General features: G+C 68.7%; 22 protein-coding genes. 11 read left to right on the forward strand and 11 right to left on the reverse strand.

Annotated elements, in window-relative coordinates:
- The first annotated feature begins 69 nt into the window (after positions 1–69).
- Positions 70–1,209 (forward strand): M15 family metallopeptidase, encoded by a 1,140-nt coding sequence (locus AC0662_RS17220; RefSeq protein WP_452195125.1) that lies wholly within the window; start codon positions 70–72, stop codon positions 1,207–1,209.
- 122 nt (positions 1,210–1,331) lie between these two features.
- Complete coding sequence (locus tag AC0662_RS17225; protein WP_478301624.1) at positions 1,332–1,970, forward strand: hypothetical protein; 639 nt, start codon at positions 1,332–1,334, stop codon at positions 1,968–1,970.
- Here AC0662_RS17225 and AC0662_RS17230 read toward each other — a convergent pair.
- On the reverse strand, positions 1,967–2,965 hold the full coding sequence (locus AC0662_RS17230; protein WP_478301626.1) for an alpha/beta fold hydrolase: 999 nt from the start codon (positions 2,963–2,965) through the stop codon (positions 1,967–1,969). The genes AC0662_RS17225 and AC0662_RS17230 overlap by 4 nt on opposite strands.
- 163 nt (positions 2,966–3,128) lie before the next feature.
- On the opposite strand from AC0662_RS17230, the gene AC0662_RS17235 reads away from it, so the two are divergent.
- The 3 genes from AC0662_RS17235 to AC0662_RS17245 are packed head-to-tail and all read left to right on the forward strand — an operon-like array spanning position 3,129 to position 6,313.
- Positions 3,129–4,283 (forward strand): amino acid deaminase/aldolase, encoded by a 1,155-nt coding sequence (locus tag AC0662_RS17235; protein WP_478301628.1) that lies wholly within the window; start codon positions 3,129–3,131, stop codon positions 4,281–4,283.
- Complete coding sequence (locus tag AC0662_RS17240) at positions 4,280–5,581, forward strand: D-arabinono-1,4-lactone oxidase (RefSeq protein WP_478301630.1); 1,302 nt, start codon at positions 4,280–4,282, stop codon at positions 5,579–5,581. The genes AC0662_RS17235 and AC0662_RS17240 overlap by 4 nt, the downstream gene beginning before the upstream one ends.
- Positions 5,582–5,590: 9 nt before the next feature.
- Positions 5,591–6,313, forward strand: coding sequence for a PIG-L deacetylase family protein (locus tag AC0662_RS17245; RefSeq protein ID WP_452195135.1), 723 nt, complete (start codon positions 5,591–5,593; stop codon positions 6,311–6,313).
- Here AC0662_RS17245 and AC0662_RS17250 read toward each other — a convergent pair.
- The 3 genes from AC0662_RS17250 to AC0662_RS17260 are packed head-to-tail and all read right to left on the reverse strand — an operon-like array spanning position 6,303 to position 8,241.
- Positions 6,303–6,707, reverse strand: a complete 405-nt coding sequence (locus AC0662_RS17250) for a hypothetical protein (protein ID WP_478301632.1) — start codon at positions 6,705–6,707, stop codon at positions 6,303–6,305. The two genes, AC0662_RS17245 and AC0662_RS17250, sit on opposite strands and share 11 nt — an antisense overlap.
- Positions 6,708–6,753: 46 nt before the next feature.
- Positions 6,754–7,683: an alpha/beta fold hydrolase gene (locus AC0662_RS17255; RefSeq protein WP_478301634.1), complete on the reverse strand. Its 930-nt coding sequence runs from the start codon at positions 7,681–7,683 to the stop codon at positions 6,754–6,756.
- Positions 7,684–7,704: 21 nt separating this feature from the next.
- The gene (locus AC0662_RS17260; RefSeq protein WP_452195141.1) at positions 7,705–8,241 is read right to left on the reverse strand and encodes a DUF6817 domain-containing protein; all 537 of its coding nucleotides are present in this window, start codon (positions 8,239–8,241) and stop codon (positions 7,705–7,707) included.
- Positions 8,242–8,501: 260 nt separating this feature from the next.
- On the opposite strand from AC0662_RS17260, the gene AC0662_RS17265 reads away from it, so the two are divergent.
- On the forward strand, positions 8,502–8,642 hold the full coding sequence (locus AC0662_RS17265) for a hypothetical protein (protein ID WP_452195143.1): 141 nt from the start codon (positions 8,502–8,504) through the stop codon (positions 8,640–8,642).
- Positions 8,643–9,781: 1,139 nt separating this feature from the next.
- Here the strand turns inward: AC0662_RS17265 and AC0662_RS17270 are convergent.
- Together AC0662_RS17270 and AC0662_RS17275 are read right to left on the reverse strand one after the other, a co-directional pair.
- The gene (locus AC0662_RS17270) at positions 9,782–10,237 is read right to left on the reverse strand and encodes a DUF6319 family protein (protein WP_452195145.1); all 456 of its coding nucleotides are present in this window, start codon (positions 10,235–10,237) and stop codon (positions 9,782–9,784) included.
- A gap of 40 nt (positions 10,238–10,277) precedes the next feature.
- Positions 10,278–10,895, reverse strand: a complete 618-nt coding sequence (locus AC0662_RS17275) for a TetR/AcrR family transcriptional regulator (RefSeq protein WP_478301637.1) — start codon at positions 10,893–10,895, stop codon at positions 10,278–10,280.
- Between the two features lie 70 nt (positions 10,896–10,965).
- Here AC0662_RS17275 and AC0662_RS17280 point away from each other — a divergent pair, with 70 nt between their 5' ends.
- Positions 10,966–11,334, forward strand: coding sequence for a nuclear transport factor 2 family protein (locus tag AC0662_RS17280; RefSeq protein WP_478301639.1), 369 nt, complete (start codon positions 10,966–10,968; stop codon positions 11,332–11,334).
- On the forward strand, positions 11,334–12,758 hold the full coding sequence (locus AC0662_RS17285; RefSeq protein ID WP_478301641.1) for an MFS transporter: 1,425 nt from the start codon (positions 11,334–11,336) through the stop codon (positions 12,756–12,758). Before AC0662_RS17280 ends, AC0662_RS17285 begins: the two co-directional genes overlap by 1 nt.
- Here AC0662_RS17285 and gndA read toward each other — a convergent pair.
- Positions 12,686–14,125: an NADP-dependent phosphogluconate dehydrogenase gene (gndA, locus tag AC0662_RS17290; protein WP_452195152.1), complete on the reverse strand. Its 1,440-nt coding sequence runs from the start codon at positions 14,123–14,125 to the stop codon at positions 12,686–12,688. The two genes, AC0662_RS17285 and gndA, sit on opposite strands and share 73 nt — an antisense overlap.
- 183 nt (positions 14,126–14,308) lie before the next feature.
- Here gndA and AC0662_RS17295 point away from each other — a divergent pair, with 183 nt between their 5' ends.
- Both AC0662_RS17295 and AC0662_RS17300 read left to right on the forward strand, forming a co-directional pair.
- On the forward strand, positions 14,309–17,470 hold the full coding sequence (locus tag AC0662_RS17295; protein ID WP_478301643.1) for a DUF2961 domain-containing protein: 3,162 nt from the start codon (positions 14,309–14,311) through the stop codon (positions 17,468–17,470).
- A complete protein-coding gene (locus tag AC0662_RS17300) occupies positions 17,467–17,988 on the forward strand; it encodes an isochorismatase family protein (RefSeq protein WP_478301645.1) in 522 nt (173 codons plus the stop codon). The genes AC0662_RS17295 and AC0662_RS17300 overlap by 4 nt, the downstream gene beginning before the upstream one ends.
- On the opposite strand, the gene AC0662_RS17305 is transcribed toward AC0662_RS17300, so the two are convergent.
- The 3 genes from AC0662_RS17305 to tyrS are packed head-to-tail and all read right to left on the reverse strand — an operon-like array spanning position 17,985 to position 21,185.
- On the reverse strand, positions 17,985–18,806 hold the full coding sequence (locus AC0662_RS17305) for an NmrA family NAD(P)-binding protein (protein ID WP_478301647.1): 822 nt from the start codon (positions 18,804–18,806) through the stop codon (positions 17,985–17,987). The two genes, AC0662_RS17300 and AC0662_RS17305, sit on opposite strands and share 4 nt — an antisense overlap.
- Complete coding sequence (locus AC0662_RS17310; RefSeq protein WP_478301648.1) at positions 18,803–19,987, reverse strand: aminoglycoside phosphotransferase family protein; 1,185 nt, start codon at positions 19,985–19,987, stop codon at positions 18,803–18,805. The genes AC0662_RS17305 and AC0662_RS17310 overlap by 4 nt, the downstream gene beginning before the upstream one ends.
- Positions 19,988–19,991: 4 nt before the next feature.
- Positions 19,992–21,185, reverse strand: coding sequence for a tyrosine--tRNA ligase (gene tyrS, locus AC0662_RS17315; RefSeq protein ID WP_478301650.1), 1,194 nt, complete (start codon positions 21,183–21,185; stop codon positions 19,992–19,994).
- 240 nt (positions 21,186–21,425) lie between these two features.
- On the opposite strand from tyrS, the gene idi reads away from it, so the two are divergent.
- Positions 21,426–21,992: an isopentenyl-diphosphate Delta-isomerase gene (gene idi / locus AC0662_RS17320; RefSeq protein ID WP_478301652.1), complete on the forward strand. Its 567-nt coding sequence runs from the start codon at positions 21,426–21,428 to the stop codon at positions 21,990–21,992.
- Here the strand turns inward: idi and AC0662_RS17325 are convergent.
- The gene (locus AC0662_RS17325; RefSeq protein WP_452195164.1) at positions 21,969–22,853 is read right to left on the reverse strand and encodes an NAD(P)/FAD-dependent oxidoreductase; all 885 of its coding nucleotides are present in this window, start codon (positions 22,851–22,853) and stop codon (positions 21,969–21,971) included. The two genes, idi and AC0662_RS17325, sit on opposite strands and share 24 nt — an antisense overlap.
- Between the last annotated feature and the right edge of the window lie 10 nt (positions 22,854–22,863).

Raw genomic sequence — 22,863 nt, forward strand, 5'->3', positions numbered from 1 at the left:
ACGCCGCCACCGGCGTCAACGCCTACCCCGACGCCCTCGCCGGAGCCGAAGACCACGCCCACTCCGGCCGTGGCGGCGACTTGGTCGATCACGCTGGACCAGCCGGCCGCCTCCTGGGAGGACAGGCCAACGGTCTTCACCGGAAAGATCAGCCAGGCGATCACCGGGTCCTACATCACCTTGTGGCAACGCGTCCCCGGCGCCTGGGTACTGCGGGCCTCCACGCGGACCACGGCCGGCGGCGTCTACCGGTTCAGCTGGACCTCGGCGTACACCGGGTCGTGGGCGTTCCGGACGATGATCGGCGTCAAGGCCGAGACGGCACTCGCGATCTCGGACTACCGGACCGTGCCGATCCAGGACCGGAAGATCGTAATCAACACCCCGGCGGCCTGGTACGCGACGCTGACCGGGGTGTCGGTCACCGGGAAGATGGTGCCGGCCGAGCCGGGCAAGGAGCTCGCGCTGCAGGACTATCTCGGGAGCGGCAAGTGGCGGCTGCTGAACGTCGCCACCATGGATGCCAAGGGCAATTTCCGGCTGCGGGTCCCGGACGACCTGCCGTCCACCCGCACCGTCCGGGTGGTCACCCGGAACGTCAGCCAGACCGCGATGGAGTACTCCGGCCTGGCGACGATCGTCGTCAAGGCGGCCATGAACCCGAAGGTGTACGCCGTCTCGGCCGCGATGGTGCCGAACACGTACCGGGCCGGCTGTCCGGTGAAGCCCTCTTCACTGCGGCTGCTGCAGCTGAACTATTGGGGCTTCGATGGCCGCGTGCACCGCGGTGAGCTGATCCTCCGGGACGCGGCGGTCGCGAAGATGATCACGGTCTGGACATCGTCGTTCGCGGCCAAGTTCCCGATCCGGCAGATGCGCCGGGTGGACGTGTACGGCGGCAACGACGTCAGGTCGATGGCGGCCGACAACACCTCCATGTTCAACTGCCGCCGCGTCACCGGCGACCCGTACTCGTTGTCGCCGCACTCCTACGGGTGGGCGATCGACATCAACACCGTGGAGAACCCGTACCTGGCCGCGAACGGTGTCTGGTACCCGTCGAACGGGCTGGCGTACCGCAACCGGTCGGTGTCCCGCCCCGGCATGCTGTTCGCGAGCAGCACCACCACGAAGTCACTGATCGGCCAGGGCTACTTCTGGGGTGCCGGCTGGGCCAAGCCCGACTACCAGCACTTCGAGCCGAAGTGAAAGCCCTAGTAGGTGCGGTCTTGTTGGCTGCGGCGCTGGTCGGTTGCAGCTCCAACTCGGAGGCCCAGCAGACCACACCGACTCCCACGCCGATCCCCAGTGTGGTTGGTGGAACGGTCCCAGTGCCGACGAACACGCTCAACACCACTGAACCGACAGATGCCGCCGTCCCACCGGAGGTGCCCGAGCAAGCGACCGCACCGCCGCCTGCCAACGCCGGACCGCTGTCAGCAAGCAACCTGCCCGCACCGGAGAAGCTGGGGAACGGCTGGAAGACCTACACCGACCCAGGTGGCGCTGAGGCCGGCTTCATCGGCAACAACACTTGGACCCGTCGCCGCGATGCGCATCAGGCGTCCTATGAAGCGCTACCGTCCGGCTGCGCCGCTGAACCCGTTGCGGGCTCGCTGCCAGTTCCGGCGTACGCGCTGACCGGCAGCTACCGCAACGCCGACGCGCTGCCCGCCACCGCGCTGCTCCTCCGCTTCAGCAACGCTGACCAGGCGAAGCGCTACTACGAGGGCTATGGGGCGCGTATGAAGTCGTGCGGCTCGGGTGGCGACCTGTCTGTCAAGCAGCTCTGGTCGAACGAGTCAGCAGCGGCAGCTGTTCGTTCGTACGCCGGTGCGGAGTCGTACGTCGACCTGTCTGTCCTGCACGGATCGACGGTCGCTCTGCTCGCCGCCACGTCCGCCAGCCCCGAGCAGCAGGCCGACTGGGCGCGGAGCGTCGTACCAGAGCTGGAGGCCGTGATCGACTAGAGCCGGTCGGCGTCGATGACCGCCTGCGCGAACTCCCGGGGCGCCTCCTGCGGCACGTTGTGCCCCACGGCGAAGGTCCGGTGCTGGTAGCGGCCGGTGAAGTGCACGCGGTACGAGCTCCCGTTGCCGTCCGGCGTGAACGGGTCGTACTTGCCGTCGATGGTGATCGTCGGTACGCCGATCTTCGGGGCGTTCTGCAGTTTCGCCTCCAGTTCGGCGTACTCCGGCTCGGCCGGGATCAGGCTCTGGCGCCAGCGGTAGTTGCCGATCACGATCGCCTCGTAGTCCGGGTTGTCGAACGCCGCGGCGGTCCGGTCGTACGTCGCCGCGCTGTACTTCCACGTCGGCGAGTTGAACTTCCAGATGAACTCGCCGATCTCCTTCTTGTACTGGTGCAGGCCCTGCACGCCGCGCTCGGTGGCGAAGTAGTACTGGTACCACCAGGCGTTCTCGGCCGCGGGCGGCAGCGGCATGTTGTTCGCCTCCAGGTTGGTGATCAGGTAGCCGGTCACCGAAACCAGTGCCTTGACCCGCTCCGGCCACAGCGCCGCGATGATGTCGGCGGTCCGCGAGCCCCAGTCGTAGCCGGCCAGCACCGCCCGGTCGATGCCGAGAGCATCCATCAGCGCGAGCGTGTCGAGCGCGAAGGCAGCCTGGTCGACATTGCGCGGGGTGGACGCCGAGCGGAACGTGGTGCTGCCGTGCCCGCGGAAGTACGGCGTGATGACGCGGTACTCACGCTGGGCGAGCAGCGGGGCGACCCGCTCGAAGCTGTGGATGTCGTAGGGGAAGCCGTGCAGGAGGAGGACCGGGGTGCCGTGCGTCGGCCCGAGTTCGACGTACCCGATGTTGAGGACGCCTGCATCGATCTGCCGGACCGGGCTGAAGGAGAGGTTGGGAGTGGCAGCGGCGCCGCCGGTGACGGCCGGGACGACCGCGGCGGTCAGGGCTGCGGCGCCGGTGGTCCGGAGGAGGGTGCGGCGGCTGAGGTTCATGACTGGCCTTTCGGGGTGGGCTGAGGACTCAACCCTCGCCCGGGCGGCACCGGGCTCGCGTCCGTGAGACCCCCTGGTCCCGCACCCGGGTGCCCGGCCCGGAGTGGAAAGTCGGGACAGAAGTTGTATTACCTTTCAGTATTTCGTGACCTAGACTCCGGTTATGGGTGACTTCGACCGGTATGCCCGCAGCACCACGCACCTGGACGCGCCGTTCGCGGTGATCGACCTCGACGCGTTCCGGCGGAACGCGGACGACCTGGTCCGCCGCGCCGCGGGGACGCCGATCCGGATCGCCTCCAAGTCGGTCCGCTGCCGTGGACTGATCGCCGCCGCGCTCGAGCGGCCCGGGTTCCACGGCGTCATGAGCTACGCGCTGCCCGAGGCGCTGTGGCTGGCGCGCAACGGCGTCGACGACATCCTGCTCGGTTACCCGACCACGCACCGGTCGGCGCTGCGCGAACTCTCCGAGGATCCCGATGCGGCGACCCGGATCACGCTGATGATCGACTCGCCCGAGCACCTGGCCTACATCCGGGCCGCCACCACCGGCGAGGCCCGGATCCAGGTCTGCCTCGACGTCGACGCGTCGCTGCGCGTCTTCGGCCAGCACCTCGGCGTCCGTCGCTCGCCGCTGCGGACCCCGTCCGACGTGGCCGTGCTGGCCCGGACGGTCGCCGCAGACGACGCATTCGAGCTGACCGGGGTGATGTTCTACGAGGCGCAGATCGCCGGTCTGCCCGACACCTCACCGGCGGTCCGCTGGGTGAAGCGCCGCTCGGCCGCCGAACTCGCCGACCGCCGCGGCGCGGTCGTCGATGCCGTCAAGCAGGTCGCGCCGCTCCGGATCGTGAACAGTGGCGGGACGGGCAGCCTCGAGATCAGCAGTGCCGATCCGGTCGTCACCGAGGTCACCGCCGGCTCCGGTCTCTACGGCCCGACCCTCTTCGACAAGTACGACGTCTTCCAGCCCGAGCCCGCGATGGCCTACACCCTCGACGTCGTACGGCGTCCCGCGCCGCGGATCGCCACACTGTTCGGTGGTGGCTACGTGGCGTCCGGACCGGCGAAGAAGTCGCGGTTGCCGTTGCCTGCCTGGCCATCCGGTCTGAAGCTGCTCGGGACCGAAGGCGCCGGTGAGGTGCAGACTCCGGTCCAAGGACAATCGGCCGAACGGCTACGTCTTGGAGACAGAGTGTGGATGCGTTACGCGAAAGCAGGGGAGATGCTGGAGCGGTTCGATGTTGTCCACGCGATCGACGGTGACGAGGTGGCCGAGCTCATGACCTACCGGGGTGAAGGGAAGAACTTCGGATGAGCAGCTGGCGGAACTGGGCCGGCACCGAGTCGGCGACCGGCATCGAGACCCTGCGACCGGGCTCGACCGACGAGCTGGCGGCCGCGGTCAAGTCCGCCGCCGACCAGGGCAAGAAGCTCAAAGCGGTCGGGTCCGGGCACTCGTTCACGGGCTGCTCGGTGCCGCAGCAGGTGATGATCCGGCTGGACGGACTGTCCTCGATCGTCAACGCAGACAAGGAATCCGGCCTCGTCACGCTCGGCGCGGGCACCGGGCTGCGCAAGCTGAACGCGGGCCTCGCAGCGTTCGATCTCGCGATGGCAAATCTCGGCGACATCGACAAACAGACCATCTCCGGCGCGATCTCTACCGGAACGCACGGGACCGGCGCGAAGCTCGGCGGTCTCGCCACGCAGGTCGTCGCGCTCGATCTCGTGACCGCGGACGGCTCGGTGCTGCACTGCTCCGCGGACGAGAACCCGGACGTCTTCGCCGCGGCCCGGGTGTCGGTCGGGGCGCTCGGCGTGATCAGTTCGCTTACCCTGCAGTGTGTGCCGGGGTTCCTCCTGCAAGCCCAGGAGATGCCGTTGCCGTTGGCCGACGTACTGGACGGGTTCGATGAGTTTGCCGATGGCAACGATCACTTCGAGTTCTACTGGTTCCCGCACACCGACATCGCGCTGACCAAGCGGAACAACCGGGTCGGCGCCGACGTCGATGCGGCGCCGGTCGGACGGGTCCGTGGGTGGGTCGACGACGAACTGCTGTCCAACAAGGTCTTCGAGCTGACGAACCGGCTCTCGGTCCGCCGGCCGGCGATGGTGCCGCGGATCAACCGGCTCGCCTCGCGGGCGCTCTCCGCGCGCGAGTACGTCGACGCGTCGTACAAGGTGTTCTGTTCCGAGCGGAACGTGGTCTTCCGCGAGTCGGAGTACGCCGTACCGCGGGAGCACGTGGTCGAGGTGCTCGGCCGGTTGCGGGACTGGATCGACACTTCCGGGTCTCGAATCCCGTTCCCGATCGAGGTTCGAGTGGCCGCGGCGGACGACATCTGGCTGTCCACGGCGTCCGGGCGCGAGACGGCGTACATCGCGATCCATCAGTACCACCGGCTGCCGCACGACGCGTACTTCCGGGCCTTCGAGAGCATCGTCGCCGACTACGACGGGCGTCCGCACTGGGGCAAGCTGCACACGCTGACCGCGAGCGACCTGCGCACCCGGTACCCGCATTTCGACGACTTCGTTGCCGTTCGCGACCGGCTGGATCCGCAGCGGACCTTCGAGAACGCCTACACCGCGCAGGTGTTCGGGCGTTAGCCTGCGAGCATGAGCACTGTGGACCGGCTGGAACCGGTGGTCGAGGACTGGCAGACGGCGCTGGCGGTGGTCGCGCACCCGGACGACCTGGAGTTCGGCGGGGCGGCGGCGATCGCGCGCTGGACGGGCCAGGGCAAACAGGTCGTCTACTGCCTGCTGACGTCCGGCGAGGCAGGGATCGACGGGGTCGACCCGGCTGAGTGCGGACCATTGCGTGAGGCCGAGCAGATCGAGTCCTCCCGGATCGTCGGCGTCTCGGCGGTCGAGTTCCTCGGCCAGCCCGACGGCACCATCGAGTACGGCGTACCGCTGCGTCGCGTCATCACCGCGGCGATCCGGCGGCACCAGCCCGAGATCGTGATCACGAACAACTTCCGGGACAGCTGGGACGGCGACGTACTGCTGAACCAGGCCGACCACATCAACACCGGCCGAGCCACGCTCGACGCGGTCCGGGACGCCGCGAACCGGTGGATCTTCCCGGACGCGGGGGAGAAGTGGAGCGGCGTCCGGCAGGTGTGGGCGGCCGGCTCGCCGAACTCGCGGCACGGCGTCGACACCACCGACACATTCGAGCTCGGCGTCCAGTCGCTGAAGGCACACAAGGCCTACATCGACGGGCTCGGCTGGCCGGATTTCGACGCGGAGGAGTTCCTCGAGGGCACGTCGCGTCCGGCGGGCACCCTGCTGGGCACGAAGTACGCCGCGCGCTTCGAGGTCTTCACTCCTTGAGGTAGGCCTGCAAGTGCGGCGGCGTCGGCTTCGGCCGGCGCGGCTCGCGATCCCCGGCCATGCCACCCGGGCCGTCGCCGGGGCCGACCCAGGAGCGGACCAGTGCGCGGCCGCCCTTGCGGGTCATCCGGAGCAGGTCGATCTGCTGCACCTGGGCGGCCGGGATCCCGAGCTGGGCGAGGCTGCGGTTCGCCATCGCGCAGGCCGCGTCGTGCTTACGCGGCGACAGCTTCTGCTGCAGGACGACCGCGATCGACCCGTCCGGCAGATCCTCGATCCGCTGCAGCCGCATGCCCTTGTCGAGCGACCAGGACTGCAGGGCGAGGTCGATGTAGTCGGAGTTGGACAGCCGTCGTTCGGTCTTCGCGCGCGCAACCACTTCGTAACGGACCATGCATCGATCATCACTCGCGGGTGCGACGATTTCCAGGAATCTGCGCTCAGCGAAGTGCGTCGATGGCGGCCGCAACCTCGGCCGGGCTGGAGATCGGCGTCAGGTGGTTCGCGTTCGGGATCAGCGTCGGCGCGGGCGCACCGATGCGGTGCGCGGTCTCGGTCGCGTTGCCACCGTCGGTGTCGAGCGCGCCGAACACCACCGACTTCGGGACCGGCAGCTCGCGCAGCTTGGCGAGCCGATCGGGAGCGACCGCCGGGATGCCGTTGGCGGTCATCTGCCAGATCGCCTTCTCGGCACCGGGCTGCCGGAACGGGCGCGTCCACTCGTCGACGTCCATCGCCGGGCAGTTCGGGGCGCACACGCTGTTGTAGATCTTCTTCAGCAGCCAGCCCTGATCCAGCACCAGCCGGAACAGCGACGTCCGGTACGGCGGGACGATCAGCCAGCGCGGCGGCCCCGGCCGACCGCCCGGCAGCGGCAGCCCGTCACCGTCGAGGAACATGATCCCGCCGACGCGGTCCGGAGCCTCCAACGTCGCCTCGGCCGCCACGCCCGCGCCCAGTGAGTGCCCCACCAGGATCGGTTTCGGCTGCCCCGGGCCACCCAGATGCATCGCGTCCAGGAACCCGAGCAACTGCCCCGCGAGATGCTCGATCGTGTACGGCGCCTTGCGCTCGGAGTATCCGTATCCGGTGATGTCGTAGGCATAGACGCGATGGTTCTTCGCGAGCAGCGGGACCAAACGCGACCACGTGTCGACGGACTCCGCTGCGCCGTGGACAAGTACGACGGGCGTTCCCGACGTACCCCAGGAGTCGTAGCGGGTGTTGATGTCGCCGGCCCCGACGAACTTCAGTCCGGGTGGCGGCGCGGCGGTCCCGTTGGTGGCGAGGTTGTAGCCGAACGACGCAGCGGTGACGACGAGCCAGAGCCCGAGGAGTCCCAGGAACCCCCGCCACAGGAACCGTTTCACGGCACCTAGTGTGCCCGGCTGCTACAACCCGAGGATGCGTTGGGCCTCGGACAGCACACCCGGGGAGGTGAGGGACTGCCAGCGCGGGATCTGTTCCTGCAGATACGGGCGGAGCTTGAGCGCGCGCTTCGGGTCATGATCGAGGACGTCGAGCTCGTTGACGATCGTCAGGTCGACGAAGTCCCGCAGCGTCTCGGTCCCGAGTTCTTCCGACGTGCCGGTGAAGCGGTCGGTGACCGTGTGGTGCTCGGCGAGGTCGCGCCAGGTGGTCTCCCGGTCGCAGGCGCCGTACCGGTACACGATCGCCTCGGCGTCGGTGCCGATCACCGACTCCAGAACCGGGCGTTCGGTCTGCCAGTCGAACAGGTGGGTCGGGAACCCGTCGGTCCCGTACGCCGCGTGCGCGAGCCCGGCCAACACCAGCGTGTCGCCGGCGCCGAGCGAACCGAGCCGCTTCGCGACCCGGTGCAGATGGACGTACAGACTCCCGCCCGCGTGGTCGATCTCGTCGGCGCCGCGCACCAGCAGCAGCGAACCCAAGTCCTGGAAAGTGCTCATCTGACCCCTTCTCACCCCGGAGCGGCCAGGGCCCTCGGACCGGCCCAGGTCACCCACGGTAAGGCCAACCCCGCACACCCGCCCAGACTTTCGGCGTGCCGTTTCAGTCACATCCGGTTCATTCCCCGTTCGGCCGGGTGACAGCGCTCGGCCAGTACTCAGGACAGTGGTCAGGACTCCACCTGAGCCGGCCCCGGAGCGGGCCCTGAAACCGGCGCGTAGCTGTTCCACGCCGCCGGCGCTCACGCCACGATGAGGACATGAGCAACACCGCAGCCCGCTGGACCCTGATCGGCGTCCTCGCCACCACAACGGTCCTCGTCATCACGGTCACGAGCGCCCTGAGCTCCTCGGCCGAGGACCACCCACCCGCACCAACCAGCCAGGTGGCCGGCCACTAGTTCGTTGCTAGCGGCAATGGGTTCACCAGCAGGGTACGGCGGGCCTCGTCCAGCAGCGGGTCTGGGGACAGCAAACGGGGACCGCGGACAGGAAACGGAGACCGCGGACAGGAAACGGAGACTGCGGACAGGAAACGGGGACCGCGGACAGGAAACGGGGAGTGCGGACAGGTAATACCAGGTCTCCGGTCCCCAGTGCCTGTCTGAACCCACGAGTCGTCCCGACGCTCGCGCCCGACGGGCTCACGACCCGCCGAACTTCGCGCCGGAGGTTTGGCGGGTTGTGGCGCTGGCGGTGGTGCCGGGGTGGTGCAGGCGTGGTGCCGGGGTGGTGCAGACGCGGAGTGTGGGGAGGGGAAGCGGGGACTGCGGACAGGTAATAACAGGTCCCCAGTCCCCAGTACCTGTCTCAACCCACGAGTCATGCCACCGTCCAGTAGCTCACCGACCTGCCGAGCGTCGCGCGGGAGGTGGCTAGACGCGGTGGCGCGGGAGGTGGCGCTGGGCGCTGACGCTCCGCGGTGGGCTGGGACGGCGCGGGTGGTGCAGGCGTGGAGTGTGGGGAGGGGAAGCGGGGACTGCGGACAGGTAATAACAGGTCCCCAGTCCCCAGTGCCTGTCTCAACCCCAAGACCATGCCACCGCCCACTAGCTCACCGACCTGCCGAGCGTCGCGCGGGAGGTGTGGCGAGACGCGGTGGCGCGGGAGGTGGCTAGACGCCGTGGCGCGGGAGGTGGCTAGACGCCGTGGCGCGGGAGGTGGCGCTGGGCGCTGACGCTCCCGGTCGGCTGGGACGGCGCGGTAGGCGCGTGAGGTGCGGGAGGCGTGGGAGGTGGGGCTGGGCGCTGATGTTCCGCGGTGGCGCTGGGATGGTGCGGGAGGTGCGGGTAGACGTGGCGCGCACTGGTGTCGGGGCGGCGCGAGAGGTGTGGCTCAGCACCGCGCTCGCGGTGCCGGCGGCGGCCGAGGTGGCGCTGGCGCTCGCGGCTTGGTGGGGCGGGAGATGCAGAACCCGTCCGCAGCCACCTCACGGGTGCGGACGGGTTCTGTGTTGTCCCCGTGGTTGATCAGGGAAGGTGACCGACCACGGGAGCCTGAGGGTGTCGGGAGAAGTGGGCAGGGGCGGGCCGGGGGAGGCTCAGTCGAGGTCGGCGAGGGCCTTGCGGGCGGCTTCGAGTTCGGCCTCGAGGGCGGCGACCTTGGCGGCCTGCTGGGAGCGGGCCTCTTCGATGACCTCGTCGATCGGGGTCGACAGGTCCTCGTGCAGCTCCTTGGCGGCGCGGGACACGGCGGCCGCGGCGACGGCCAGGTCGCGGGCGAGGTAGGTGGTGCCCTGCTTGAGCTCGGCCTTCCACTCGCCGTCGGCCGTACCGGTCACCGTCAGCGTGAGCTCGATCGTCTTCGTCTTCTTGCCGGCGGCCTTCTTCGCCGGCGCCTTCTTCGGCTTGGCGGGCTCGGCCGGAGCCGGCGTGGCTGCCTCGTCGGCAGCCGGGGTGTCGGTGGTGGCGTCGGGGGCGGCCGTCGACAGGTTCACCGCGTCGGGAGTGTCGGTGAGGTCGGACGGCGTCTCTACTGCCAGAGTGTCTACAGTCATCGTTGCGGCGATCTCCTTCGGAACTGGCGCAGTGCGACCATTAGAACACATGTTCGATTCGCACGCCAACCAGCTTGCCCAGGAAGCGATCGATCTGGTCCTCCAGCGGCGGTAGGTCAGCCTCCGGCTCGTTGATCCGGATCGAGACAGCGCCGTGGACCGCGGAGCGGAGATCGAGTGCCACCGCGGCCGCGTCGTCGGCCGGTGCGAGGCCGGCGTCCATGCACGCCTGTACGGCGGCCGTCGCGCGGACCGACAGTTCCTCCTTGAAGACCAGGTGCATGCGCCGGTTCAGCGTGCTCTCGTGCAGCACCTTGTAGAGGCCGGCGTAGTCGCGAACCCACCTGCCGAGGAACAGTAGCCGCGCGCGTAGTCGCCGTACCGGGTTGTCGCCGGCGTTCGCCTCGGCCTGCTCGAGGTCGTGTAGCAGGTCGGTCGTGCTCTGTTCGAGTGCGGTGAAGACGAGTTCGTCGCGGTCGGTGAAGTGGATGTAGACCGAGGTCGCGGCGATGCCGACCTCGCGGGCGACGGCGCGCAGGGAGAGGGCCTCGTCGTCACCGAGTTCGTTCAGCATCCGCAACGCTGCGTCGATGATCTCGCGTCGCAGCAGCTCACCTTGGCCGCGACGGTTCCGGCTCCGCGTCGTTCCAGCATCCATGGGGCCGATTGTATTGCAACGGCCGTTGCCCTACAGTCGTAGCACTACAGCTGTTCACTTAAGGATGATCATGAGCGAACGCAACAAACGAACCGTCCTGGACTTCTACGAGAGCGCCCTCAACCAGAAGGACTTCCAGGCCGCGGTCAAGCTGATCGGCGACTCCTATGTCCAGCACAACCCGCGGATCGCGGACGGGATCGAAGACTTCCTCGCGACCCTCCGCCGCGACTTCCCGGACCTGAAAGCCGAGGTCAAGCGGCTGTTCGCCGACGGCGACCACGTGATCGCCCATGTGTACGGCGTCCGCGTGCCCGGCCAGCCGGGGACGGCGATCGTCGACATCTTCCGCCTCGATATGGACGGCAGGATCGTCGAGCACTGGGATGTCATGCAGCCGGTGCCGGCAGCAGCCGCCAACTCGAACGGGATGTTCTGATGGCCGTTGAAGCGCCGACCGCGGTGGACTCGCGGCGGTGGTGGGCGTTGGGGGCGGTGGCCACGGCGCAGTTGATGGTGGGGATCGACCTGACCATCGTGAATATCGCGCTGCCCTCGGTGCAGCAGGATCTCGGCATGTCGGACCCGACCCGGCAGTGGGTGATCACGCTGTTCGCGCTCGGGTACGGCGGACTTCTGCTGCTCGGTGGACGGATCAGCGACCTGATCGGGCGCCGTCGTGCGCTCCTGATCGGCCTGACAGGTTTCGCACTGGCCTCAGCGCTCGGCGGGGCTGCGAACGGTCCGGCGATGTTCCTCACCGGACGCGGACTGCAGGGCGTCTTCGGCGCGCTGCTGACTCCAGCGGTACTGGCGACCCTCGCCTCCTCGTTCCCGCTATCGGCGGAGCGTGGCAAGGCGTTCGGGATCTATGGCGCTGTGATGGGCAGTGCATCCGGCCTGGGCGTGCTGGCGGGCGGCGTGCTCACGGAGTACCTGGACTGGCGGTGGTGCATGTACGTCAACCTGCCGATTGCCGCACTCGCGGCGGGAGGAGTCCTGTACGCCGTACGGCCAGTCCCACCGGTCAGCGGAGTCAAGGTCGACCTAGTAGGTGCACTGCTGGCGACCGTAGGCCTCATGGCCGTGGTGTTCGGGTTCGCTCGCGCGGAGTCCGACGGTTGGAGCGCACCGGCGACGTACGCGACTCTCGCGGCCGGAGTGGTGTTGATTGCGGCCTTCCTGGCCGTGCAGGCGCGGGTGAAGTCCCCACTCTTGCCACTGCGGGTTGTCGCCGATCGCCGGCGAGGTGGTTCCTATCTGGCTGTCTTCAGCCTGGCGGTCGGAATGTTCGCCGCGCTGTTCTTCCTGACGTTCTACCTGCAGACCATCCAGCACTACTCACCAGTGAAGGCCGGTCTGGCCTTCTTGCCACTGACGGTGGGTCTGATGGTCGGAGTGCGAGCGGTGAGCCGGCTACTCGCCAAAGCGGCAGTGCGCTCGCTCATCTGTCCCGGACTGCTCACCATCGCCGCAGGGCTCGCACTGCTCGGGTTGCTCAAGGAAGACAGCAGTTACTGGCTGCACGTCATGCCCGTGTTCCTGCTGGTTGGCCTGGGCACCGGATGGGTTCTGGTGACCGCCAACAGCACTGCCACCCTCGGCGCCGGCCCCGACAGTGCGGTGGCCGGCGCCATGGTGATGACATCGCAGCAGATCGGAGCATCGCTCGGTACCGCGCTCCTCAGCACGGTCGCCGGGACGGTAGCCGCCCACTCCGATGCCGTCCACGGGTTCAACGTGGCCAGCCTCGGAGCGGCAGGTTTCCTCTGTGTCGCGGCGGTCGCGGTCTACTGGGTGCTCTCCGAGCGGTCGCCGGACCACTCGAGGTGGAAGCTGCCCTCACGGTCGACCCGCTTGTAGGTGTGCGCACCGAACAGGTCGCGCAGCCCCTGGATCAGCGCGGCCGGCAGCCGCTCCGCCCGCAGCCCGTCGTAGTACGACAGCGCGGCTGAGAACCCAGGAGCGGGTACGCCGACGGTCGCCGCGGTCGCCACGACGCGGCGCCACGCCTCCTGGCCGCTGGCGACAGCGTCCCGGAAGTAGTCGTCCACGAGCAGTGACGGCAGGTCCGGGTTCCGGTCGTACGCCTCCTTGATGCGGTCCAGGAAGCGGGCCCGGATGATGCAGCCGCCACGCCAGATCGTCGCCATCGCGCCGAGGTCGATGTCCCAGTCGTACTCCTCGCTCGCGGCCCGGATCGCGTCGAAGCCCTGCGCGTACGCGACCAGCTTCGACGAGTACAGCGCGTGCCGTACGTCGTCGATGAACGCCGCTCGGTCGACATCGGCCTTCACGTCACCCGGTCCGGGCAGTACGCCGGCCGCCGCCTCCCGCCGTACGACGTCACCCGACAGGGACCGTGCGAACACGGCTTCCGCCATGCCGCTGACCGGAATGCCAAGGTCGAGCGCGGACTGCACGGTCCAGCGGCCGGTGCCCTTCTGCTCTGCCTGGTCCAGGACGATGTCCACGAACGGGCCGCCCGTGGTCGGGTCGGTCTGGCTGAGCACCTCGGCGGTGATCTCGATCAGGAACGACTCGAGGTCGCCGGTGTTCCAGTCGCGGAACACGTCGGCGAGTTCGGCCGGGGACAGGCCGAGCACGTGCCGGAGCAGGTCGTAGGCCTCGGCGATCAGCTGCATGTCGGCGTACTCGATGCCGTTGTGGAGCATCTTCACGAAGTGCCCCGCGCCGTCCGGACCGACGTGCACGCAGCAGGGCTCGCCGTTCACGTGCGCGGAGATCTTGGTCAGCATCGGCTCCAGCGCGGCGTACGACTCCGGCGAGCCGCCCGGCATGATGCTCGGGCCGTTCAGCGCGCCCTCCTCGCCACCGGACACGCCCGAGCCGACGAAGTGCAGGCCCTGCTCCTTCAGCGCGGCCTCGCGGCGACGGGTGTCCAGGAAGTGCGCGTTGCCGGCGTCGACGACGATGTCGCCCTTGTCGAGCAGCGGTACCAGTTCGTCGATGACGGCGTCGGTCGGGGCGCCGGCCTTGACCATGATGATGACCCGGCGCGGCAGCTCCAGCGACTCGACGAAGCCGGCCAGGTCCGTCGACGGGACGAACTCACCCTCGGAGCCGAACTCCGCGACCAGCGCGTCGGTGCGCGCCTGGGAGCGGTTGTGCAGGGCGACGCTGAACCCGTTGCGCGCGAGGTTCCGGGCGAGGTTGCGGCCCATCACCGCCAGTCCGGTGACGCCGATCTGGGCTTTGGCAGAACTCATCGAATCTCTCCCGCGGTCTCAAGTTGTGTGCAGGGTCCAGTCTGCTGCCAAAAGCACGGGCGTGGTCCAGCGGGTGCCAAGTCCTGGACAGTAACTGACCGGCCGCGACCTCTTCTCAAGCCCGGTGCATCGATGGTAGACATCTCAGAAATCGATTTCCCGCCACGGAGGAAAGGCCGCCCAATGCTCCGTCGTGTCATCGCTCTTGCTGCCTGCGCGCTCCTCGCTCTCCCCGTCAACAACGCCGCAGCGGCCCCACCCGGTAGCGACAACGGCCCGGTCGGCTGGGACGTCTACCGCCACCTCGATCGCCTCCCCGAACTGCAGACCGGCGTACGGACGAAGCAGTTCTCCAGCTTCGGCCGCGACGGGACCAACAACGACGGCTTCGACGGCACCTACTCCTGCCTCCGTACGACGGACGCGGGCTGCGTGATCGCCGAGGACTCGGGACCGGGGGAGGTCGCCTCGATCTGGTTCACCCGGGACGAGGGCAACGTGACGAAGACCGGCACGATCACCGTCGAACTCGACGGCAAACAGGTGCTGAAGGGATCGTTGCAGGACATCGTCAACGGCAAACTCGGTGCGCCGTTCAGTTACCCGCTGGTCGCGAACGGCGTACAGACCAGCGGTGGCGTCTACATCCGCGTCCCGATGCCGTACCACTCCTCGATGCGGATCACCACGCAGGCGAACCCGCTCTTCTACCACGTCGACTACCGCCAGTTCCCGGATGCGAACGGTGTCCGGACGTTCGACCCGACCGACAAGGCCGAGGACGTCCTGGCGATGCTGAACGCCGCGGGCACCAAGGACCCGAAGCCCGCGCAGCCGAACAGCACCACGACGAAGACCCCGCTGAACCTTGCCCCCGGCAAGCAGGTCACGCTCGCGAACGCCAACGGCCCCGGTGAGCTGAGTGCGCTCCGGCTGAAGCTCCCGGACATCGTCGGTCTGGACCTGAAGAACTTCGCCGACGACGGCCGCGCGTTCCTCGGCGGCAGTACCTTCACCCTGAAGATCGATCCGGCGAACACCGGCGTGAGGCTGACCCGACGGATGGATCTGCGGATCGGCAACCAACGCGCGAAGATCCTCGTCGACGGCGCTCCGGCTGGTGAGTGGGCGCCATTGAAGGCGGAGGGCGCGCAGTGGTCCGACCAGTCGGTCGACCTCCCGGCCGCGCTGACCGCGGGCAAGTCGCAGATCACGATCACCAACCAGTTCGTCTCGTCCGACCTGGACTTCAACGAGTTCCTGTACACGGCCGACTCGACGGTCGGCGGCCAGGTGAAGCGCACCGACACCCTCGACGTCGGCCCGAACCACGTCGCCGACGAGCAGGCTCACGGCTATGCGATCACCAAGCAGAACTGGAGCGGCGAACACGCGATGGCGTACGCCGCCACCGCCGCGGACGCCGCGCGCGTCAAGCCCTCCGACTCGTTGCTGGCCGGAGTCCGCGTCCAGGTGACGATCGACGGTCAGAAGCGCGTCGACGCCCCACTCGGCGAGTTCTTCGGCTCCGGCCTCGGCGAGAACCCGGTCCACTCGCTCTTCTTCGCGATGGACCCCGACGGCTGGTACTCGTCCTGGTGGCCGATGCCGTACGTCGCCCGCGCCACGGTCACGCTGGTCAACACCACGACGTACCCGCTGAAGGGTCAGGCGGAGGTGACGTCGGCGCGGGACGCGAGCAAGGCGGCCGAGCTGGCGACCGGCAAGATCGGCTACTTCACCGCGATCTCGAAGCGCGGGGAGACCACGCAGGGCAGCGACTGGACGTTCGCGGACGTCGCCGGCCGCGGCAAGTTCGTCGGCGTCTCGCAGACCATGGAGGGACTGCTTGCCGACGGCAACACTCGCGGGTACCTCGAGGGTGACGAGCGGGTCTCGGTCGACGGCGAACGGACCCCGGCGATCCACGGCACCGGCACCGAGGACTACTACGAGTCCGGCTGGTACTTCAACGCCGGCACCTACTCCACCCCGTTCCACGGGAACTCCGCGCACGAGGTACGCGCCGGGTTCTGCACCAACGAGTGCGACGGGGCCTGGAGACTGCACATCACCGACTCGGTCGCGTTCGAGAACCAGCTCGACTTCGGGATCGAGCACGGCCAGCAGGACGACCACCCGGCGATCTACGGCTCGACAGCCTTCCTCTACACCGCGGCGAAGTTCGGCGCCCGCGAGACCGACCGCATCGACACCGGCTCGGCCACCAGCCGCGAGCAGCACGGGTACGCCGACAACGGGAGCCAGGCCGATCTGAGCGCGGTGTACGAGGGCGATCACGACGACATCACGCTCACCGACCAGGTCCGTTCCAGCACGCAGCCGATCCGGTTCAGCGTGAAGATCGACCCGGCGAACCGCGGCGTGACGTTGCGCCGGACCAGTGATCAGAACACGGCGGGTCAGTCCGCTCAGGTGATAGTCAACGGCAAGGACGCCGGCACCTGGCTGCAGCCGCTCGGCAACACCCACCAACGCTGGCTCGACGACAACTATCAGTTGCCCGCCGCAACCACCTTCGGTCGGAACCGCGTCGACATCGAGCTCCGCCCGACCGGACCCGCCTGGACCGCGTCGGCGTACGTCGTCCAGACGCTCGTGACCCCGTACGACGACAAGCGGGCGCCGGGCGCGGTCGATGGCCTGACCGCTACGGCGCGGATCGACAACGCGATCAACGTGACCTGGAACGACACCAGCGACGACAGCGGAATCGCGGCGTACCAGGTGTACGGGACCAAGGCAGGGGGAGCGGAGAAGCTGCTCGGCACCACGCCGCTGCCCGGCTTCCTGCATCGCGGTCTGGGACTGCACGAGACCTGGACGTATCGGGTCGCGGCCGTGGACCTCGCCGGTCATGTGGGACCGAAGTCGGCGGCGGCGCAGGGCACCAGCGGCAGCACGCTGCGAGTCGAAGGCGAGGCGATGCTGCCCCCGGTGTCGTCGACCGTCGCGGTCGATCCGCAGGGTAACTGCTGCGGTGTCAGTTGGTCGGGTGGTGCACAGGCGTGGATCCACGGCACGAAGGCGGGCGACAAGACGGTGCTCAGCTTCACGGTCCCGACGGCCGGGGCTTACGACCTGTCAACGATCCTGACGAAGGCGGCCGACTACGGGACGGTCCAGGTGCAGATCGACGGGAACCCGCCGGTGAGCTTCGACGGGTACCAGGCCTCGGGGGTCGGCACGCAGGCGGTCGACCTCGGGTCCGCCCAGCTGGCCGCGGGTACGCACCAGTACAGCGTGACCGTTACCGGCAAGAACCCGGCCGCAACCGGCTACCTGGTCGGCGTCGACGTGCTGGATCTTAAGCTCGCGACGTGAACCCTTTGGATCCCCGTCGTACCGCTCTCGTGCTGATCGACCTGATGCCGCGGATCGTCGCGTTGGACACCGCTCCGTTGAAGGGGCCGGAGGTGCTCGAACAGTCCGTCGCGCTGGCCGCGGCGACAAGGTCGGCCGGCGGACTCGTCGTGACCGTCCGGGTCGAGCGGCCCGGCGTCGAAGTACAGCCGGAGGGGAGCAGCTTCGCACCCGAGGCCGCTCCGCAGCCGAGGGACCTGGAGATCGTGAAGCGGGCGGTGGGTGCCTTCGGGCGCTCACCGCTCGACGCCGAGCTCCAGGCCCGCGGCATCGCGAACGTCGTCCTGACCGGCATCGCCACCAACTTCGGCGTCGAGTCGACCGGCCGCGAAGCCTCCGACCTCGGCTACGAGACGTTCTTCGTCACCGACGCGATGACCGGCCTGGACGAACACGCCCACGACTTCGCCGTCTCCTACGTCTTCCCCCGCCTCGGCGCGGTCTGCACCGGCGCCGAGTATCAAGCCGCGCTCGGTTAGGCGAAGCGGGCCGCGTTCTCCCGGACCCACTGCTCGAGGGTCCGGGCCGGGTGGCCGGTGACCTGCTCGACGGTGTTGTTGACGGTCGTCTCGTCGACGGTTCCGTCGCCGAAGAAGCCATCGATCGCCTGGGCGTACGGCTCAGGCATCGCTGCGAACAGCTCGTCGTGCGTCTCCTGCCGGCTCATCGGGTACGCCGTCAGCGCGCGCCCGATCCCCGCGCCGACGATTGCCACCTGCTCGACCGGCGTCAGCGCGACCGGGCCGGTGAGCCGCAGTACCTCACCGTCGTGCTCGCCCTGCAGTGCGCGGGCCGCGACGTCGCCGATGTCGAGCGGATGGATCGTCGAGATCGGTACGTCGGGGAACTGCACCCGCACCTCGTCGCCGGCCTCGAGCTGGTCGAGCCACCGCAGCGTGTTCGACATGAACGAGTTCGGCCGCAGGAAGGTCCACTCAAGACCGGCCGCCCGGACGGCCTCCTCGGTCGCGTGGTGGTACGCCGCGATCGCGTTCGTCACGTCGCTGTCGAGCGAACTGCTCGACAACACCACAACCTTCCGGACACCCGCACGAACCGCGTTCGCAAGCAGCTCATCAAGCCGGTCGTAACCACTCAGCAGAAAGATCCCGCTGACACCGGCCAACCCATCGACAAAGCTGTCCGGCCGATTCAGATCGCCGTACACCGCCTCAACCCCGGCGGGCAGGTCGATCGTCGAACGGATCAGTGCGCGGGCCGAAATGCCTTGTGCTGCGAGGGATTGGGCCACCGCGCCGCCGGCGTTGCCGCTGGCGCCCGTAATCAGGATCGTCACCCGGTCACCTTGTCATATCGGGAGTCCGCGCGGAGGGCCTCGCGAAGGCAGAGGCCCGGATCGTCCTGGTGGTAGATCCGTTCGCTGGGCTCGATGTTGTCGAGGAACCGCTGGTAGGTCAGCGCGTACGTCAGGGGCCCGAGCAGGCTCATCGCCGGCAGCACCCGCAGCGGATCACACCCCGGGACCTCACCCCGCCAAGCCGCTGACCAGACCTGGGCAGCATGGTCGCGCTTCTCCGGTGGCAGGAAGTCTCTCAGTCGCTTGATGTCGAGCCCCGGATGACCGATGACTGTGTCCGCCCAGTCGACGATCACTTCCTGGGTCCCGTCCGACCGCCAGTTCCCGGGATGGAAGTCGCCGTGCACCAGCGTGGTCGGTAGCCCCGCGGAGTCGAGCTCGCCGACGATCGCCGGAAGCCGGGCGGTCAGTCGCCGGAGGCCGTTGACCTCGTCGTCAGACAAGGCGGCCTGCGGGATCAGCGCGGTGAGCTCTTCGACCAGGTCTCGGGGTGCGGTGGGGCGGTCAGGCTCCGCAGCGAGTGCCGCCTGAACCGCGACCCAGCGGCTCACCACGCGCTCGATGGTCGGTAGATCTGGATCCCAGCAGTCGGTCCCGGTCGCGTGGGCGAGCAGCGACCAGCCGTTCTCCCGGGAGGTCGCGAGGACGGTTGGCGCCAGCGTCTCGTCGTACCGCTGGACGTTCTCGATGATGTCGGCGTCGAGGCTGCAGAACGTGCTGGTCGCCTTCGCCCACGCGCCTGGGAAGCGGATCAGGCAGGACAGGTTCCACGTCTTCACCTGGGTGGCGTCGAGTGGGCCGATCACGCTCCGGGCCCAATCGATCAGCCGGCTCGGTCCGTCGACCTCGGCCCAGGCTGCCCGCAGCGGATCGGGCGCGACGACCGAGTCCCATTCGGGTGACGCCGTCGCGTCCAGTACGCCGGACCGCGGTTCGGCCAGCGCCTGCACGTGATAGACGACGTGTCCACCGCGCCCCCGGACGGCATCGTCGGCGTGCACAAGCCGAAGTACCACGGTCGGAACTCCGAGCAGGTCGTCGAGGTGGTGGGTGACTGCCTCTACCTCCGACCACCAGCCGGGCTCGACCTCGAACGTCGGCGCCCGGCCGACGTACCGGGCGCCGACGCTGATCAGGGCCTCGACCGTCTTGGTGTTCACCTGCTTAGTGTCGCGTGACGCGGTGCCAGGTTCGGGGGCCTGATTTGAGGACGGCGGGGGTTGTTAGGTCGATGGGTGTGGTCGGGTCGTTGGTGCGTACGCCGTTGATGGTGACGGCGCCCTGGCGGAGTAGTCGGCGGAGGTCCGAGTTGCTGTCGTTCGGGCGGGCCGCGCGGAGCAGGTCGAAGGCGGTCGCGACCTCGGTGGTGAGGACGATCGCGGGCATGTCGGCCGGTTCGGCACGCTGCGAGAACGTGTGCCGGAACGCGTCGAGCTCGGTCTTCGCGACGCCCGCGCCGTGGTACCGGGTCACGACCGCGGCGGCCAGCCGGAGCTTCGCGTCGCGCGCCGCCGGACCACCGGTCGACGCGGAGTCGCCGAGCGCGGCCACGTCGTCCAGCGGGAGTTCGGTGTAGACCCGCGCGTACGGCTCGACCAGTGAGTCCGGAATGCTCATCAGCTTCCCGAACTTGTCCCGCGGACTGTCCGTCAGCCCGATGTAGTTGTTCAGCGACTTCGACTGCTTCGCCCGGCCATCGATCCCGGGCGTGATCGTGGTCGTCATCACCACCTGCGGCGGCGCACCGAGTCGCTGCTGGAAGTGTCGCCCGAGCTGCTCGTTGAACAGTTGGTCCGACCCCACGATCGTCAGGTCGCTGCGCATCGCGAAGCTGTCGTAGCCCTGCAGCACCGGGTACACGAGTTCGTGGACGGCGATCTCACGCCCGGCCGCGACCCGTTCGCGGAACATGTCCCGGCTCATCAACTGTGCCTGCGTGACCTGGGCGAACAGACTCAACAGCTCCTCGACCGGCATCGCGTCGTACCACTCGGAGTTGCGTCGTACCTCGAAGACCTCGGGGTCGGTACGCAGGACCAGCGAGACCTGTTCGAGGAACGACGCCGCGTTCGCCTCGATCTGCTCGGGGGTGAGCACCGGCCGGGTCTCGGAACGGCCGGTCGGGTCGCCGACGCGGGTGGTGAGATCGCCGAGCAGGAACACCACGCGGTGCCCGGCGTCCTGCAGTTGGCGCATCATCCACAGGTTGACCGCATGCCCGAGATGCAGGTCGGGCGCGGTGCAGTCGACGCCGTACTTGATCCGCAGCGGGCGGCCGGACTCCAGCCGCTCACGCAGGTCGTCAGCGCCGACGACAGTGTCGGTGGTACGGCGTAATCGCTCGATCACGGCATTCATGGGATTCCTCTCGGCAGGACAGCGCGAGGCACCCGACCGCGATCGCCAGTGCCTCCGGCAACGGAAAGAGGCAGGAACCGGACGGTTCCTGCCTCGGAGGCTCTGGGTGGAGCGACTGCGCGGACTACCGAAGGCCGGCTCCTCCCAGAGCCGGTCGATAGGTCACGCGGTGCTTGATCACGTCCTCAGGCTAGCAGAGGCGTGCCCTAGTGCCCGCGTCGGAGCACTAGGCTCGGGGGTGTGATCGAGGAACGGGTTGTGCTGGTGGACGACGGCGGGCGGGCGCTCGGGACCGAGGCGAAGGCGGCGGTCCACCACGCGGCGACGCCGCTGCACCTCGCGTTCTCCAGCTACGTCGTGGACACGGCCGGGCGGGTGCTGCTCACCCAGCGTGCGTTCGGCAAGCCGACCTGGCCGGGCGTCTGGACCAATAGTTGCTGCGGGCACCCACTTCCGGGCGAGCCGCTCGAGCACGCCGTACGGCGCCGGCTCGCGGACGAGCTCGGGATCGCGGTCGACCCGTCGGCCGCCGTCGACCTGGTGCTGCCCGAGTTCCGGTACCGCGCGGAGATGCCGAACGGCCCGGTCGAGAACGAGATCTGCCCGGTGTACCGAGTGTGGTGGACCGGTGACCCCACGCCGAATCCGTCTGAGGTCGCCGACTACCGCTGGGCGCAGTGGGACGAGCTGCGCGACATTCCGGACCTCTCACCGTGGTGCCTGCTACAACTGGACCAGCTCACCACGCCGCCTATCGACTGGCCGATCGCGGACCCCAGCCGACTACCACCGGCTGCCCAGATCTAGCTCGAGAAGATCCCCGTGTACGGCGACCGCCGCCGTACTCGCGTGACCCGCGGCACCGATCGCGAGGAGCGCGGGATTGGCCGCCGTACCGACCGCGTAGACGCCAGGGACAGTCGTCCGTCCGCCGTCATCGGCAACCACCGCGCCGTCGGTCACCTGGCACCCCAGGCGCTCCGCGAGGTCGCTCTGCTGATGCTGCCGCACCACCGCGAACACTCGCCGCGCAGTCAGCTCGGTGCCACCAGCGAGCAGGATTCGTGACGTCGAGGCCGTCGCCTGTACCTCCTCGACTGCCTCGGTGCGAACCACCACCCCGGCTCGGCTCAAGCGCTCCACATGCTCGTCCGCGAGCTTGTCGCCGTCCGTGCAGAGCACCACGTTGTCGCTCCACCGGCTGAGCAGCAACGCCCGCGACACCGACTTCTCCGGAGCACCACGCATCCCGATCTGCACCAGCGCCTCGCCGCGTACCTCCCACCCGTGGCAATGCGGGCAAGCCACGACGGACCGCCCCCAGCCCGCGGCCAGGCCCGGTACGGTCGGCAACTCGTCCCACAGCCCAGTCGCGAGTACGACGGCCCGCACCGGCACCCCGTCGACGACGAATCCGTCATCGCCCGCGATCACATCCTCGATGCGGGTGTTCCGGACCTCAACGCCGTACGTCGCCAGCTGACGCCGTCCGGCGGCGAGAAGCTCGGCCGGGGAAGCGTCCGCGACGCCCAGATAGTTGTGCACATGCTCCGCGGCCCGGTTCCGTGGCTGCTGGTCGTCGAAGACCACCACCTGCCGGCGAGCCCGCCCGAGCGTCAGGGCGGCCTGGAGCCCGGCCACACTCCCACCGATCACCGCTACGTCCATGCGGTCACCT

It is taken from the genome of Kribbella sp. NPDC043289 (assembly GCF_056436705.1).

Bases quoted from the DNA above. Each gene is read 5' to 3' on its own strand.
- AC0662_RS17250 (WP_478301632.1), bottom strand. From the start codon at position 6,707: ATGGTCCGTTACGAAGTGGTTGCGCGCGCGAAGACCGAACGACGGCTG.
- AC0662_RS17245 (WP_452195135.1), top strand. From the start codon at position 5,591: ATGAGCACTGTGGACCGGCTGGAACCGGTGGTCGAGGACTGGCAGACG.
- AC0662_RS17265 (WP_452195143.1), top strand. From the start codon at position 8,502: ATGAGCAACACCGCAGCCCGCTGGACCCTGATCGGCGTCCTCGCCACC.
- tyrS (WP_478301650.1), bottom strand. From the start codon at position 21,185: ATGAATGCCGTGATCGAGCGATTACGCCGTACCACCGACACTGTCGTC.
- AC0662_RS17230 (WP_478301626.1), bottom strand. From the start codon at position 2,965: ATGAACCTCAGCCGCCGCACCCTCCTCCGGACCACCGGCGCCGCAGCC.
- AC0662_RS17280 (WP_478301639.1), top strand. From the start codon at position 10,966: ATGAGCGAACGCAACAAACGAACCGTCCTGGACTTCTACGAGAGCGCC.
- AC0662_RS17235 (WP_478301628.1), top strand. From the start codon at position 3,129: ATGGGTGACTTCGACCGGTATGCCCGCAGCACCACGCACCTGGACGCG.
- AC0662_RS17325 (WP_452195164.1), bottom strand. From the start codon at position 22,853: ATGGACGTAGCGGTGATCGGTGGGAGTGTGGCCGGGCTCCAGGCCGCC.
- AC0662_RS17260 (WP_452195141.1), bottom strand. From the start codon at position 8,241: ATGAGCACTTTCCAGGACTTGGGTTCGCTGCTGCTGGTGCGCGGCGCC.
- AC0662_RS17275 (WP_478301637.1), bottom strand. From the start codon at position 10,895: ATGGATGCTGGAACGACGCGGAGCCGGAACCGTCGCGGCCAAGGTGAG.
- AC0662_RS17295 (WP_478301643.1), top strand. From the start codon at position 14,309: ATGCTCCGTCGTGTCATCGCTCTTGCTGCCTGCGCGCTCCTCGCTCTC.
- gndA (WP_452195152.1), bottom strand. From the start codon at position 14,125: ATGAGTTCTGCCAAAGCCCAGATCGGCGTCACCGGACTGGCGGTGATG.
- AC0662_RS17270 (WP_452195145.1), bottom strand. From the start codon at position 10,237: ATGACTGTAGACACTCTGGCAGTAGAGACGCCGTCCGACCTCACCGAC.
- AC0662_RS17285 (WP_478301641.1), top strand. From the start codon at position 11,334: ATGGCCGTTGAAGCGCCGACCGCGGTGGACTCGCGGCGGTGGTGGGCG.
- AC0662_RS17240 (WP_478301630.1), top strand. From the start codon at position 4,280: ATGAGCAGCTGGCGGAACTGGGCCGGCACCGAGTCGGCGACCGGCATC.